Here is a 12,435-nt window from a genome sequence, read left to right on the forward strand (position 1 = left end):
GCTGCACGAATTGCGGGAAAGGCTTGAGCCGGTATATGTCGGCCAGCCCTTTTCGTGGCCAGGCTCGACGCACGCCAAGAATGATCTGATTACCGTCAAGGGTATTACAGCGTGGAAGGTTTGGCTCAACCGGCATGCCCTTCGATGACATGACTGCGCGGCCCATCTGACCAGAGCGTGCTCATCGGTCTGAGCAAAAACTGAATAATCACTTCAGCTTAACTACCGATCAGATCGTCGCACCACCTTTGCGCTGCATCGCAACAAGAGCCACGCTCACCGGCATTGTCAAAAGGCAAGATGCACTCCCAGAAAGGAAAGCCCGTGAGGGTATTTTTTGCGTTCGCCGTTTTGGCATTCGTTGCCTTATTCGCTCACGCTCAGACGACCAGCGGCTGTGGCAACCTGGCCATCACAAAGGGGGGCATCTCAGACCCGTCGAAGCTGGCCAGCGAGGCAAACTGCGCAGGAAACACCCCTACTGCGGCGGAGACCGCAGAAGCGCTTCGACTTGAACAGATCAAGATGCTGAAAGAGAAAGAGCCCGTCTTGCCGCCAGTGCCGACGCCTCTTCCAGTGCCAGCCTCGACCGCACAGATCGGTATCAACGCGAGCGCCGGCAACTATTACAGCTACGAGCGTATCTGGGCGAACCTCGCATATCGAGGCAGCGAATGGTTCGCCAGGGAGCCAGCCGACACGTTCCGCGCGGATGGCTACCCCAATCGTGGTGGCCGCATCTTCCTAAATATCCCGCAGGCGGTGTTCACTGGCGCGCCCACGCGGGTGACGTGCACGTGGAAGGGCGCTGGCAAGATCTTCATGGATGGCGACCGTGTGGAGCAATCCTATGGCGATCACGTCGCCTCGGTCGTGTGGCAGCGCCGCAGTCCGGAAATCCCTGGCGGGATCTTTATTAACTTCTCGGAAGGCAACCGATCTGATCCGTTCCGCGATCTCGACTGCCGCGAGGCCGGCGTCGTTCAAAACGGCGTGTTCGATCAGCGGTTCGTCGATGACATGCGACCGTATCGCGTCATCCGCTACCTCGATTGGTCGGTCGCCAACGCCAATACGCCGGTCACTTGGGCAACGCGTTCGCTGCCGGACGGCGCGCCGGGATCCGACGGCGTGCCGATCGAGCATCAGGTCGATCTCGCCAATCTAACCGGCGCGGACGTGTGGTTCACGATCCCATGGAATGCCGATGAGGATTATGTGCGGCGCTTCGCCACGCTGGTCCGTGACAGGCTCGCACCAAGTCGCCGCGCCTATTTCGAGGCCGGCAACGAGGTCTGGAACTTCGGCTTTCCCGTCGCGACGCAGGCGCTGAACGAAGGTGTGGCCGAGAGCCTCGATCCCGATAAATATTCGAACAACCTCATGCGCTATGCCGAAAAGTCGATCTGGATGCACAAGATCCTGAGCGACGTGTTCAAGGCTAACCCGTCCAGGCTGGTGCGTGTGTTGGGCATTCAGTCCGGCAATACGTGGGCGCTCGATAAGATGATGGGGTTCCGCGACCTTCGCACGTCGCTCGATGCCGTCGCCATCGCCCCGTACTTCGGTCACGACATGCTGCGCGATGCGACGGCCACAACCGCTAGTCTTTCGGCGCGCTTCCTCACCTTGGAGGCGAGCCGGGTAGTTGCCAACGACCAGGCGATCCGGACGAAGGCAGCGGTCGCAAAATATCGGTTGCGAACGATCGTCTATGAGTCCGGTCAGCATATCGTGCCGAACGACGCGAACGCACCGGCTGCAGCGGAGATGCAGCGAAGCCCGTTGATGGGGCAAGCGTACGACCGGTATTATGCCGACATGAAGTCGATCCTCGGCGACACGATCATGGTCTATTCCGCGACCGGGCCGATCAGCAAGTACGGGGCATGGGGCATCAGGGAGTATGCTGGTCAGCCGATCAGTGACACGCCTAAGCGGCGCGCCGTTTTAGATGCAGGCCGCTGACAAGGCTGTGAGAATGCCGCCACATTCTTCCAGAAAGGTGGAGCGAGGGTGTAGTTGAACGCCCGAATTGCCCCGGCACCGACGAGGGTCTGAGTGTTGGCACCGGGACCGCGCGGCCATGGCAGGCGGCGCAATGTGGATCAAGACGCCGCGTGACATGGCATTGACCGCATCTCGTTGGAAAATGTGGATAAGTTCGCTTGGTCGCGCTCGAATCCCCGACCACCGCCAAATTGCGTGGCAAGGCCTGTTTGCAGATCATCCGGTTCGCTAGCCCGCCGCTGATGACAACCTTGCTCAATGAACTTCGCCGCGACGCTGACCAGATCGAGCGCGTTTTGACCGGCATCAACGACGATGAGAGCATCCGCGCTCTGCGTGAATACGCGGCGGAGCTTGACGCCGAGATCGAGCGAGTGCGGTATAAGGATGACTGATCGCACGGTGCGTTCGGATCGGGCGAAAATTAAACTGATTTAACCCAAAGTTCGCACACTGGATTTATCTCTCGAAACGGGAGAAAATCCAATGCTTAGATTACTTTACATCAGCACATCTAGGCATCCCCACGACCATGCGGAGGTGGAGCAGATCCTGCGCGTGTCACGGCGCAATAATTTCGCAGCCAACGTCACAGGGCTGCTCGTCGCTGGAGGGAAGCGTTTTCTCCAGGTGCTTGAAGGCCCCGAACAGAGCGTTCAGGCGACGTACGATCGTATCTGCCGTGACCCACGTCATTTCGCCGCTGTCACACTGAACAAACGGACATGTGACGAACGGCTCTTCCCTGCATGGTCGATGGGATACCAACCCGCCGGACAGGGCGGCGTGGACGTCGGTATCTCGGCATTGATCGCGCCGATAGCCGACCCAACCGTGAGAGCTTATTTCTCCGAGTTCGCGGATCGTCACGCCGCGTGATGGAGCCATATCGCCTAGACATCACCAAGCGTATTCAGGATCGCTTGCTGGAGATAATCAGGACCGGGCTGCCACTAATGACCAGCAGCATGGGCGACGCCGACCTTATCGGTCTATCCTATCTTCGAGCGGAGGTGGTCGAGGCAATGGCGGCATATCGGCGTTGCGCTGACCAGGAGCGTGTTGCGGCATCGGAGCCGGCGGCGTTCGAACAGATCGCCTATGCAGATCTGCTGGCTTCCGGCTCGATCGAATTGCAACGCATCTATGACGATTTTCGACGGCGCTGGATCGATCGCGAGATCGTCGGCAACTGGCACGAATATCGCCTCAGCGCGATCGTGATGATGAAGCAGGTTCGCAATCATGTGCAGAACGCTCAGGCGTTACGCGCTGGGTATCTGCGACTAGCCGCTTGATCACCAGGCGAACGGTCGAAAGTACCAAGCTCGATCAGTCGATCACATCCCGGCCGAGTCGTTGAAGGAATACGGTGTCACCGGATCCTGATCGTTGCCCCGAGCGAATACGGCAGTGTCGCCGGGCGCGATGTCCTGCACGGCACGCCGATCCCAATGCCGATGGATGAAGTCGGGCGGGCCGAAGACGCGGACGGCGCTGTTATATTCGTCACCGCGAAAGCCGATGAAATGCAGTGCTGGCTTCACTTTCACACTAGCCATACTTTTCTACCGGCATCGAAACGAAAAACCCCGGCCAGTTTCCTGACCGGGGCTGACGGGTTCCCAGCTTGCATCGCCGAGGAACCATGCCAGATCGCTCTGGACTTAAGCCTGATGTGCCGCGAGGCACAGCGCAGGAACAACCTTCATATAGGGCAAACTTTCCTACGATTCAATTGATCCCGAGAGCGGCAGCAGCCGCGCGACGCAAGGCTTCCACGATGCTCTCGTCCAATTCTACCTGATGATGGATGCGCGCGTTTGTCACGGCGTGTCTCCCATGTGGCAGGTCGAGGCGTCGGTAACCCACAGTCGCGAGCATATCACATTTGGCCCATCGGGGGCCTGGTCCCCACGGCTCAGGAATATCCTGATCAACTTGGAAGTGCCAAGGTTCGAGATAAAGCGGTTCGGACTTCGACAGCGGAACAACGGTCGCTAAGTCGTTTCTGCGCTTTAACTTCGGCGAGATTATAACTGCCAAGCGCCGCTTGACCATCTCCGGCTCTTTGAAGCCTGTCGAGTAATCACAAAGAACGATGGTGCCGGGTTTCGGATGATAAGGAAGAGCCATACCGTTCAACTGCCATCGGCACCCATGCTGTCAAGGCGCGCGCCGTGAATGAAAGTTGTATGCCGTCTTATGTGATCACTTACCTGATCACGTGCACGCCCCCATACCATACCGTCGCCAGTAGCTATCCCATCGTGTTGCAGCGCCGGCCGCGATGATCGCGCACGACAGGCTCCGGCCATCCGGCAACGTACAGCGCGCTACGACGCGAGCGTAGCTTTCGCCGATCGGCTGACAGACGGGCGTGCGGCCAGCGTCATCCGTTCGACGATATGCTGGCTGCGCGCGGCTGCCGCATCATCACACCGGTACGCGGCGCGATGCTGGCGGCACGGTTCAGCATCCTCGAAGTCGGGTGCCTGGATGCGGGCCACCCGCACCTTGATGCCATTCTTGCACCAAAGCGGCCCGTCGCCGTCATGAACTCGAATGACGGCGCACTGGAAGGATGCAGTCGGTGACATCGCCAGAAGCACGATCGGGAAGATCAGAGCGACATCCACTCGCTTTCAGCATCATCGATCGCAACGACCGCATCAACGCCCTCCAAGGCCGTGGCGCGGGCCTTTCGATCACAGGCAGTATTAGGCGATCATCTCGTCGATCTTGGCGGCTAGAACGTCGAGCGCGAATGGTTTCGTAATCATACCCATGTTGGTGCCCAGAAAACCCGCTCGAATGGCAGCGTTTTCTGCATATCCTGTGACGAAAAGGATCGGGAGTTCAGGCCGGTGCTGCCGCGCGATCTCAGCAAGCTGACGCCCATTCATACCCGGCAAGCCGACGTCGGAGACCATAAGGTGGATTGAACGATCCGAAGCCAGGACAGGAATGGCTTCCCCCGCCTCGCCGGCCTCCACAACGGTGTACCGCAATTCCTCGAGTACATCGCGTACGAGCAGACGCACCGACGGATCATCCTCGACGACCAGCACCGTCTGCCCCCTGCCCTCCTGAACCGGGCTCGCCGCGATTCCACCTGCTATCTCGATATTGTCCGTCGCGCGGAGATAGAGTTTGACCGACGTGCCCTCACCCGGCTGGCTGTGGATGCGAACCTGACCGCCGGACTGTCGCGCGAAGCCATAAACCATCGACAGCCCGAGACCGGTGCCTTCGCCGATCGGCTTGGTGGTGAAGAACGGCTCGAACACCTTCTCGATGACGTCGGGCGACATGCCGACCCCTGTGTCGGAAACCGCAATCACGACATAGCGTCCTGCTTGGACGTCCGGTTTAGCCGACGCATAAGCCTCATCTAGCTCGACGCTGCTAACCTCAATTGTCAGCTGCCCGCCCATCGGCATAGCGTCGCGCGCATTGATGGCGAGGTTTAGGAGAGCATTCTCGAGCTGATTGGGGTCGGCGACGGCGTGCGGCGAACCATCGCCCGGTACGATCCTCAGCGCGATGTTCTCGTTGATCGTCCTGGCGAGCAGATCTTCGAGCGATGCGGTCAGCGCATTGATGTCTAACGGACGCGCATCCAGCGACTGTCGTCGAGAAAATGCCAGGAGCCGCGCGGTCAGCGCCGCGGCGCGTTGCGCCGACGTCGATGCCGCGTCCATGAACCGATCAAGGTCTTCGAGCCGCCCGGAAGCTATGCGGCGCTTGATGATGTCAAGACCGCCAATAACGCCGGTCAGCATATTGTTGAAATCGTGCGCGATGCCGCCCGTCAACTGGCCGACCGCCTCCATTTTCTGGCTTTGCCGAAGCGCCTCCTCGGCCTGGGAGCGGATCGCCATCTCCGCTTCCAAAGCCTCGGTGCGTTCGGCCACGCGCGCTTCCAGCGTCTGGTTCAAAATCGCGAGGGCATTGCTTTCCTGCCGAAGCGCCGTTTCGGATGCTGCGAGCGCCGCTTCCGCTTGCTTGCGTTCGGAAATGTCGATGACCGTCCCGATAAACCGCGTCGCGCGTTCCGCGTCGAACACCGCACCACCGCGCGCAGCCACCCACCGTTCGATCCCGTCCTCGAGACCGATCGTTCGGTACTCGATCGAATATTGGCCATTCCCGCCCGGATCAAGTGCTGCACCGACCGCGCTTGCGGTTCGGTCGCGATCGTCGGGATGCAGGCCCGCCAGAAAGCTACCATCGAACGAAACGGCGACATCGGCCGGCAAGCCGAACATCGCCTTGCATCGGGCGTCCCAGCGCAGGTCCCCGCCGACCGGGTCGTAGTCCCATGTGCCTATATCTGCAGCGGCGGTAGCCAAGCGCAAGCGCCCCTCGCTGGTCGCCAGATCGGCCACGCGGTCGCGTATCTCGAACTGTCGGCGACGCGCCCGCATCGCCGAGGCGACCGCGCTGAGCAGCGACGCAACACCAAGGGGGCGCTCGAGCACGACAAAGTTTGTGACGACATCAAGCAGATGGGACGGAATAGGCGAAGCGGCCGCCATGCGTGTCGAACGCTGCGCCTTCAGCAAGACGAACGGGACATCGGACCAAGCTGCTTGCGCGGCAAGTCCCGCGCGAAGTGAGCCTAGGTCGCCGGCGAGCGCTTCTTCCGTGACCAGGATTGTGCCGATGGACTCGTCCAGTATGCCCGCCACGACACTTATATCGCCGCAGATGCGAACTTCATAACCGTCCTTTGTCAGCAGAGCGCCGACGCTCTCCGCGTCACGGCCATAGGGTGCACAGACTATCACCCGGCCGCCATCGACCGACGCATCTCTAGCCACCGATACGGTCTTCCAAAAGGGGGTCAGTCGCACCGGTATATTCGGGGGTGCCGGTCAGCACGCCTTTGAAGGCGGTCAGCGGTGCGCCGACCCGGATGCCTTCGGGATCGATACGGAACTCGCGAATGGCATCCTCGTGCATGCCAGCCCGGTTTTTGATGATCGAGATCGCCTTGCGGATACGCCCCCCTGCCTCGAAAAAGCGTAGCAGGATGACGGCATCGGCAACGTAGGAGATGTTGAGACTGGTCGACATCGTCCCCACCAGCCCGTGCTGAGGATTGATCAGAAAAGTAACGACACCCTGCTGACTTAGGTATGACAGCAGTTCGTGGATCTGCAGTATGAGCTGCTGCTCCTGCGGCATGGCGGCAAGATAGCCGTTCAGACTGTCGACGACGATCATGCGCGTCTTGCGCGATTCGACCTCGTGGCGAACCCGCGCGGCGAATTCGCCCGGCGAAATCTCGGCGGGATCAATCTGCTGGATGACGAGCGTTCCGTCGTCGACAAACGGCGCAAGGTCCAGATTAAAGGCTTTCGCGCGAAGCAGCAGCGTCGCGATACGCTCGTCGAACTCAAATATCGTACACGGTTCTCCCCGTACGCATGCCGCATGGAGATATTGAAGCGCGATCGTGGTTTTTCCGGATCCGGCCGGCCCCGTGACGAGCACGCTCGTTCCGCGGATCGGGCCGCCGGACAGCAGCCCGTCAAGCTCCGCGACACCACTCTCAACAGGGTCGTCGGAGAAGTCGGCATAATGATCTGCTGCGATGAGACGGGGAAAAATATCGATGCCGCCCTTGCGGATCATCATGTCGTGATAGCCTGCAGTGAAATCTACACCGCGCAATTTTTGAACCTGCAATCGTCGGCGGGCGGCACCAAAGTCGAGCGTCAAGCGCTGGAGTGTAATGACGCCGTGACATAGGCTGTGAAGGTGAGCATCGCTGTTTTCGGCCGACCCGGTCATGTCGTCGACGAGAAGAACCGTGGAGTCGCGACCGGCGAAGAACTGCTTCAGACCGAGGACCTGCCGTCGATAACGAAGCGGATCCTGCGCGAGCAGACGCATTTCAGAAAGGCTGTCGAAGACGACCCGCGTCGGCTTCACCCGTTCGACTTCGTCCTGGATCAGGCGGATTGTCTCGCCGAGTTCCATTTCCCAAGGATGGATAATCGACTGCTCGCGACCACCGCCAAAGACTTCCTCGGTAGAATCGAGTTCGAACACGTCGAAGCCGTCCAGGGTCCATCCGTGCGATGCTGACACTGCGGCGAGCTCTTCGCGTGTTTCGGAAAGGGTAATGTAGAGGACACGCTGGCCGAGCCGGATGCCTTCGCGGAGGAACTGGAGCGCGAGCGTCGTCTTGCCGGCCCCCGGCGATCCTTCGAGCAGATACAGCCTTCTGGCTGGAAGGCCGCCCTTAAGGATCGTGTCGAGACCCTGATTGCCCGTCGAGATTGTATTGCTTTCGCTCACGTTTGTCCGTCCATCTCGCGCCAAGAACCATGTCCTAGCGATTAAGATGCCTTGCCGATACAAGAAGCGACAGGATTTATGAGGCTCAAAGTCTTGTATCTTACAACGATTTTCTCAGCACTCGAACCCGTTGGTCGTGAGCGGCAACGTGCTGACCCCACGAGACATGCGTCTTCTCAGCGAAGATGTCGGAAGGGCGATCCTGCTTGCCATGAAGGGCATTGCTGCCAAAGAAAGCGCGGGCGACGGCTTCAACTGGAAGCTCGAACCGGTCGGCAAGCCGAACTAGCGACAGCAAAAAGCCGCCAGCCCGAGGGCCAGCGGCTTAGCGTTCTTCGGGAGAAGAAACTGTTATGCGTAGGCGACGGTCGTCTTGACCTTGCGGCTGCGCGAAGCGGCACCGATCATGCCGAAGCCGAGGATCATGAGGCCCCAAGTTGCTGGCTCCGGGACCGCAGCGACTGCCTGGCCGACATTGATCGTCAAAGTATTGCCTCCAACAGTTTGGACATACGACCCGGTGACCGCACCGATGCCCGCGAGCGTTTTGTTCAAGATCGTGCCGGTCGCCAGAATTGCCGAGTTGCTGACATAGCTGCTGGAAAGGCCGTACACGCCGGCAGCGCCATTGAAGAACATCGTGGTGCCAGATGTCGTGTCGAAATTCGTGAATGCACTACCTGAGAGGTAAGATGGACCAGTTGAGCCGTAATAAATAACGGCCCCTTGTGTACCAAGTCCAAAAAACTGTGGGCCTGCACTGACGAACTGACCAACGCTGCCGCTGCCACCCACGTTAGGTGACAGGTTCGTATTGAAGGTTCCAGTCGCCGTAACGACAACGTTCCCGCCAACCTGATTGAAATTGACAGTCACAGCAGCATTGGCTGCCGTCGCTGCGGTCAGGCCGGAAACTGCAACAGCGGCAGCGAGCAGCAGGTTGGTCATCTTCATCGCCGTATCCTCTTTCAAAAGCCCATCACCAGGCGTCGATGTAACAGTAGCAATCGCCGTGCCAGTGGCGCTTTCGCATGGAGGATAATGGTGAACGCTGATGCGGGACGCGAGAAGCGTAAGAATTTCTTACAGCTTATTAACCACTTAACGGTGTTGTCTGCCGAGTGGGAAAGGTTGGCCCGCGTACGGCCATCAGGAAAGACGGGGACAGAGGCTCCCGCGATCGAGCCGGGCATTGAGCAGCTTCAGGCCAATTTGCGTACTTCGTTCGACGATGGCAGTGATGACTTGGTGGAGTACGCCACACTGATTCGCGATCATTGAAAGCCGATACCGTTCCTGCTTGGTCGAGCATCACGACGGCGATCATGCCGTTTTAGTCGGGAGGCTTTTCCGGACGGCTTTCGCGACTTCAAGGCAATCGGCCAGGATAGCGCCCAATAGCGGCTGATGTCCGGCGTCCGCCACGGCCAGCGTTTCGCGGATGCTGACGATCAAGCGGTCCAAATGTTCAACAGGGCATTCGAGGCCGCTCATTTTTCCGCTGTCGCTTTCAGCCCTTTGATCTGATCGCTGTATGCATCTGCCCGTGCCAAATGAGCGATACGTGCCGAAATACTGTTGCTTGCTTCCGCCTGATCGCGCGCGCGCATCTCAAGGTCCGTCAGTTCGATAATCTTGTGTGGTTCGGTCACGGTCGTTCTCCCATCTAGCGGGAGCGCTCCAGCGTCTCTCAGTCGCAGCCACCCCGTTGGCGAGTCGCAGCGATAACCTGCTCTACATCAATCGAGGCATGCGGGATATTTTTTAGGACTGCATGCCAACCAATCGCACGCCATCGCCGCCGGTTGCAGATGCGCTGCCGGCGGTGATGAACACCACGCCGGCCTTCTTCAGGGCCAGTTCGATAGCGTCATGGGAAACTTCCGCGATCGCCGCTCCCGTTTCGTATCGGCGTATCGTTGCCACGCCGATATTAGCTCGATCGGCGAGATCCTGTGCAGTCCAATCAAGTAAGGCCCTTGCGGCACGACATTGCGCAACGGTCATCATGTGATCTGAATTATATCAGTTCGCACTTGTGCGCCACCGTTCGTAGTGATATTAAAACGATCAGTCAGCCGAGTGCGGAGAGCCTAACCTCCGCACCCGGCCTGACCACAACCGTCTATTGAGGAGACGACTATGGCTTCGAATGCCCTTAGCATCACCGCGCCAAGACACGCTACACCTAGCGTGGTCACGCGATCCACGATCAGCAGCCGGCCTCCGTGCGCATCTGCACGCACCGCGACGGTCGAATATAACCCATGCTTCGCGTCACGCGGCATGCCGTGGGAGTTGCGGTGCTACGGCACCGGACGCTCTTCTATCGGACGAGGAGTGCCCTCTTACCTTCGCAGCGAAGACCGCGCGCGTGAAATTGCGGATTGCTGGATCGGAACGGGAGTGACGACCTCAGATCAGGTGGCGCAGTCATGATCGCGCTCGTCGAACCGATCGCGGTCAAAGTCCGCGAATGCGCTCCCCGCCTGCTGGCCCTGCTGCTGGCCGACCGCCCGCTAACTCAGGCTGAATGGGCCGAGATCGCATTGGTAGAGGAGGAGGCGGCATGAGCAGTTCAGCGAACGGATGTCCCACTGAATGGCAGCGCCTTCTAGAGCAGTACCACGCCGCCGTAGCCGCCCGCCGGGCGGTTACACCACCGGCCGACGTAGAGGACGCGGGCGACGAGGCTGAAGCTGCTTTCGAAGCCGCCCTGGACGTCGTCTCCGATCGGATGAAGGAGCTCTGCGAGTTTCCCGTTCCGAACTTCGCCGCACTCGCGGAAAAGTGTGAGATCATTTCGACGTTGTGGCCTACCGCCGCCCTGCTCAACGGAGAAGACGCCGCCTTTATCATTGCCGACGTTCGTCAGCTTGCAGCGCGGGGGAGCTGAGCGATGGCGACACAAATGCAACCCACCTTCGACGCAGCCGGCTGGCTCTCGGCGCTGGTCGCGATCGGCGGGGGCTATGCCCTCGCTTCGGGCCGCAAGCTCTGGCTAGTCGTGCAGGACTGCCCTGCCGACGAGCTGACCTCGATCATGGCCCAGGTCGTGGGTCGCCCCGAGCGTGTCGAGGCTGTGCGGACCGCGATCGAGCGCCGGCAGAACGGGGAGCCGTCGTGATGGCGCGCCCATCAATCCCACCCCGCCTGCCGGTGCCGGCCCGAATTGGTTGGCGACGGCCGCGAAGGAGCCAGTGGGTTCGGCCGAGCGACATGCCATCGGCCTCAAGGCTGCTCGCCATCATGCCGTCGCTGCCGCGCGCCGCATTGGCCAGGCTCACCGCCTGCGTGATCGATCGCATGGACGAGATCGACGGTGATCCCGACCTTAAGGATCTGCGCGACGACGACGAAGATACCCACGACCGGGAGAACACCTACGACTAGCCTGCCAGCGCGACACGCGCCCGCGTCACAATCTCGGCAACCCGTCGCCCGCGATCGTCGGTCGGCGGGTTCGGCGCGTTCGCCCCGCGTGCACCACTTCGGCAAAAGCCTGGCCCTGTCGAACTGGTTCGTGGACGCCGACTGGTGGATGCCGATGTATCAGAAGGCATTCCCGACGTTGGTGTCGGCCGTCGCGGTGCGCGAAGACGGGTGGGCGCAGCGCGGGGGAATCGACCGGCTGCTGACGCTCGCGTGCGGGCGCACCTACACCGTGGACGAGAAGGTGCGCACAGCCGACTGGCCTGACGTGTTGCTGGAGCGCTGGTCGGACGAAGCCCGCAAGCTGCCCGGCTGGGTGCAGAAGCCATTGGCATGCGATTTTATTGCCTACGCCTTCGCACCAGCCGGCACGTGCCTGCTGCTGCCGGTCGCGGCGTTACAGCGCGCCTGGCGTCAGCATGGGCGGCAGTGGATCGCGCTCTACGGAACGCGGCTGGCATACAATCAGGACTATGTGTCGGTCGGCGTTCCCGTGCCGCGTGGCGTGCTGATGCAGGCGATGGTCGAGGCGATGATTGTGTCATAACGGTTAAAATCGAGTCACCTCAATAGCTTAGCAACCTATTGATTCAACGCAGAAATTGTGGCACCTCAGTCGGCAGGCGGGATGCGCCGGAACACCCTTTTGTCCGATCGCTTCGCGCGAGACGACGCCCGAAC

The 12,435-nt window shown here is 60.2% G+C and carries 20 protein-coding genes; 11 read left to right on the top strand and 9 right to left on the bottom strand.

Going from position 1 to position 12,435, the window contains the following annotated elements; genetic code table 11:
- Positions 1-285: 285 nt before the first annotated feature.
- From U1738_RS10940 to U1738_RS10955, 4 genes are all read left to right on the top strand, one after another.
- Positions 286-1,968: a hypothetical protein gene (locus U1738_RS10940; RefSeq protein WP_332789089.1), complete on the top strand. Its 1,683-nt coding sequence runs from the start codon at positions 286-288 to the stop codon at positions 1,966-1,968.
- 200 nt (positions 1,969-2,168) lie between these two features.
- Positions 2,169-2,405: a hypothetical protein gene (locus U1738_RS10945; RefSeq protein WP_332789090.1), complete on the top strand. Its 237-nt coding sequence runs from the start codon at positions 2,169-2,171 to the stop codon at positions 2,403-2,405.
- A 91-nt stretch (positions 2,406-2,496) separates the two neighbouring features.
- Positions 2,497-2,889 carry a BLUF domain-containing protein gene (locus U1738_RS10950; protein WP_332789091.1) on the top strand — a complete coding sequence of 131 codons (393 nt, stop codon included), beginning with the start codon at positions 2,497-2,499 and terminating at the stop codon, positions 2,887-2,889.
- Between the two features lie 77 nt (positions 2,890-2,966).
- Positions 2,967-3,308 carry a hypothetical protein gene (locus U1738_RS10955; protein WP_332789092.1) on the top strand — a complete coding sequence of 114 codons (342 nt, stop codon included), beginning with the start codon at positions 2,967-2,969 and terminating at the stop codon, positions 3,306-3,308.
- 42 nt (positions 3,309-3,350) lie between these two features.
- Here U1738_RS10955 and U1738_RS10960 read toward each other — a convergent pair whose 3' ends face one another.
- From U1738_RS10960 to U1738_RS10980, 5 genes are all read right to left on the bottom strand, one after another.
- Positions 3,351-3,557: a hypothetical protein gene (locus tag U1738_RS10960; RefSeq protein WP_332789093.1), complete on the bottom strand. Its 207-nt coding sequence runs from the start codon at positions 3,555-3,557 to the stop codon at positions 3,351-3,353.
- Positions 3,558-3,744: 187 nt separating this feature from the next.
- Entirely contained in the window at positions 3,745-4,146 is a 402-nt protein-coding gene (locus U1738_RS10965; RefSeq protein ID WP_332789094.1) for a type II toxin-antitoxin system PemK/MazF family toxin, read from the bottom strand.
- A 200-nt stretch (positions 4,147-4,346) separates the two neighbouring features.
- On the bottom strand, positions 4,347-4,649 hold the full coding sequence (locus U1738_RS10970; RefSeq protein ID WP_332789095.1) for a hypothetical protein: 303 nt from the start codon (positions 4,647-4,649) through the stop codon (positions 4,347-4,349).
- Positions 4,650-4,730: 81 nt separating this feature from the next.
- The gene (locus tag U1738_RS10975) at positions 4,731-6,836 is read right to left on the bottom strand and encodes an ATP-binding protein (protein ID WP_332789096.1); all 2,106 of its coding nucleotides are present in this window, start codon (positions 6,834-6,836) and stop codon (positions 4,731-4,733) included.
- Positions 6,829-8,322: an ATPase domain-containing protein gene (locus U1738_RS10980; protein WP_332789097.1), complete on the bottom strand. Its 1,494-nt coding sequence runs from the start codon at positions 8,320-8,322 to the stop codon at positions 6,829-6,831. Before U1738_RS10980 ends, U1738_RS10975 begins: the two co-directional genes overlap by 8 nt.
- 166 nt (positions 8,323-8,488) lie before the next feature.
- Between U1738_RS10980 and U1738_RS10985 the strand changes: the two genes are divergently transcribed.
- On the top strand, positions 8,489-8,611 hold the full coding sequence (locus U1738_RS10985) for a hypothetical protein (protein ID WP_332789098.1): 123 nt from the start codon (positions 8,489-8,491) through the stop codon (positions 8,609-8,611).
- Between the two features lie 62 nt (positions 8,612-8,673).
- On the opposite strand, the gene U1738_RS10990 is transcribed toward U1738_RS10985, so the two are convergent.
- Complete coding sequence (locus U1738_RS10990; RefSeq protein ID WP_332789099.1) at positions 8,674-9,276, bottom strand: PEPxxWA-CTERM sorting domain-containing protein; 603 nt, start codon at positions 9,274-9,276, stop codon at positions 8,674-8,676.
- A gap of 90 nt (positions 9,277-9,366) precedes the next feature.
- On the opposite strand from U1738_RS10990, the gene U1738_RS10995 reads away from it, so the two are divergent.
- Positions 9,367-9,603 carry a hypothetical protein gene (locus tag U1738_RS10995; RefSeq protein ID WP_332789100.1) on the top strand — a complete coding sequence of 79 codons (237 nt, stop codon included), beginning with the start codon at positions 9,367-9,369 and terminating at the stop codon, positions 9,601-9,603.
- Positions 9,604-9,645: 42 nt separating this feature from the next.
- On the opposite strand, the gene U1738_RS11000 is transcribed toward U1738_RS10995, so the two are convergent.
- The 3 genes from U1738_RS11000 to U1738_RS11010 form a co-directional block, all read right to left on the bottom strand.
- Complete coding sequence (locus U1738_RS11000) at positions 9,646-9,816, bottom strand: hypothetical protein (protein ID WP_332789101.1); 171 nt, start codon at positions 9,814-9,816, stop codon at positions 9,646-9,648.
- Positions 9,813-9,974, bottom strand: a complete 162-nt coding sequence (locus U1738_RS11005) for a hypothetical protein (RefSeq protein WP_332789102.1) — start codon at positions 9,972-9,974, stop codon at positions 9,813-9,815. The genes U1738_RS11000 and U1738_RS11005 overlap by 4 nt, the downstream gene beginning before the upstream one ends.
- A 112-nt stretch (positions 9,975-10,086) precedes the next feature.
- On the bottom strand, positions 10,087-10,332 hold the full coding sequence (locus U1738_RS11010) for a helix-turn-helix domain-containing protein (RefSeq protein WP_332789103.1): 246 nt from the start codon (positions 10,330-10,332) through the stop codon (positions 10,087-10,089).
- A gap of 425 nt (positions 10,333-10,757) precedes the next feature.
- Here U1738_RS11010 and U1738_RS11015 point away from each other — a divergent pair, with 425 nt between their 5' ends.
- The 5 genes from U1738_RS11015 to U1738_RS11035 all read left to right on the top strand — a co-directional run bounded on the left by U1738_RS11015 (position 10,758) and on the right by U1738_RS11035 (position 12,301).
- The gene (locus tag U1738_RS11015; protein ID WP_332789104.1) at positions 10,758-10,895 is read left to right on the top strand and encodes a hypothetical protein; all 138 of its coding nucleotides are present in this window, start codon (positions 10,758-10,760) and stop codon (positions 10,893-10,895) included.
- Positions 10,892-11,218 (top strand): hypothetical protein, encoded by a 327-nt coding sequence (locus U1738_RS11020; RefSeq protein WP_332789105.1) that lies wholly within the window; start codon positions 10,892-10,894, stop codon positions 11,216-11,218. Before U1738_RS11015 ends, U1738_RS11020 begins: the two co-directional genes overlap by 4 nt.
- A 15-nt stretch (positions 11,219-11,233) precedes the next feature.
- Positions 11,234-11,449 carry a hypothetical protein gene (locus tag U1738_RS11025; RefSeq protein ID WP_332789106.1) on the top strand — a complete coding sequence of 72 codons (216 nt, stop codon included), beginning with the start codon at positions 11,234-11,236 and terminating at the stop codon, positions 11,447-11,449.
- Positions 11,450-11,541: 92 nt separating this feature from the next.
- The gene (locus U1738_RS11030) at positions 11,542-11,715 is read left to right on the top strand and encodes a hypothetical protein (protein ID WP_332789107.1); all 174 of its coding nucleotides are present in this window, start codon (positions 11,542-11,544) and stop codon (positions 11,713-11,715) included.
- 88 nt (positions 11,716-11,803) lie between these two features.
- On the top strand, positions 11,804-12,301 hold the full coding sequence (locus tag U1738_RS11035; RefSeq protein WP_332789108.1) for a hypothetical protein: 498 nt from the start codon (positions 11,804-11,806) through the stop codon (positions 12,299-12,301).
- The last annotated feature ends 134 nt before the right edge of the window (positions 12,302-12,435 follow it).

Source organism: Parasphingomonas caseinilytica, assembly GCF_036663755.1.
Lineage (GTDB): Bacteria > Pseudomonadota > Alphaproteobacteria > Sphingomonadales > Sphingomonadaceae > Sphingomonas.

What these genes read in the sequence shown, in the direction of transcription:
- U1738_RS10950 (WP_332789091.1), top strand. Translation starts at nt 2,497, where the DNA reads ATGCTTAGATTACTTTACATCAGCACATCTAGGCATCCCCACGACCAT.
- U1738_RS10955 (WP_332789092.1), top strand. Translation starts at nt 2,967, where the DNA reads ATGACCAGCAGCATGGGCGACGCCGACCTTATCGGTCTATCCTATCTT.
- U1738_RS10965 (WP_332789094.1), bottom strand. Translation starts at nt 4,146, where the DNA reads ATGGCTCTTCCTTATCATCCGAAACCCGGCACCATCGTTCTTTGTGAT.
- U1738_RS10985 (WP_332789098.1), top strand. Translation starts at nt 8,489, where the DNA reads ATGCGTCTTCTCAGCGAAGATGTCGGAAGGGCGATCCTGCTTGCCATG.
- U1738_RS10990 (WP_332789099.1), bottom strand. Translation starts at nt 9,276, where the DNA reads ATGAAGATGACCAACCTGCTGCTCGCTGCCGCTGTTGCAGTTTCCGGC.
- U1738_RS11000 (WP_332789101.1), bottom strand. Translation starts at nt 9,816, where the DNA reads ATGAGCGGCCTCGAATGCCCTGTTGAACATTTGGACCGCTTGATCGTC.
- U1738_RS11010 (WP_332789103.1), bottom strand. Translation starts at nt 10,332, where the DNA reads ATGATGACCGTTGCGCAATGTCGTGCCGCAAGGGCCTTACTTGATTGG.
- U1738_RS11015 (WP_332789104.1), top strand. Translation starts at nt 10,758, where the DNA reads ATGATCGCGCTCGTCGAACCGATCGCGGTCAAAGTCCGCGAATGCGCT.
- U1738_RS11020 (WP_332789105.1), top strand. Translation starts at nt 10,892, where the DNA reads ATGAGCAGTTCAGCGAACGGATGTCCCACTGAATGGCAGCGCCTTCTA.
- U1738_RS11025 (WP_332789106.1), top strand. Translation starts at nt 11,234, where the DNA reads ATGCAACCCACCTTCGACGCAGCCGGCTGGCTCTCGGCGCTGGTCGCG.
- U1738_RS11030 (WP_332789107.1), top strand. Translation starts at nt 11,542, where the DNA reads ATGCCATCGGCCTCAAGGCTGCTCGCCATCATGCCGTCGCTGCCGCGC.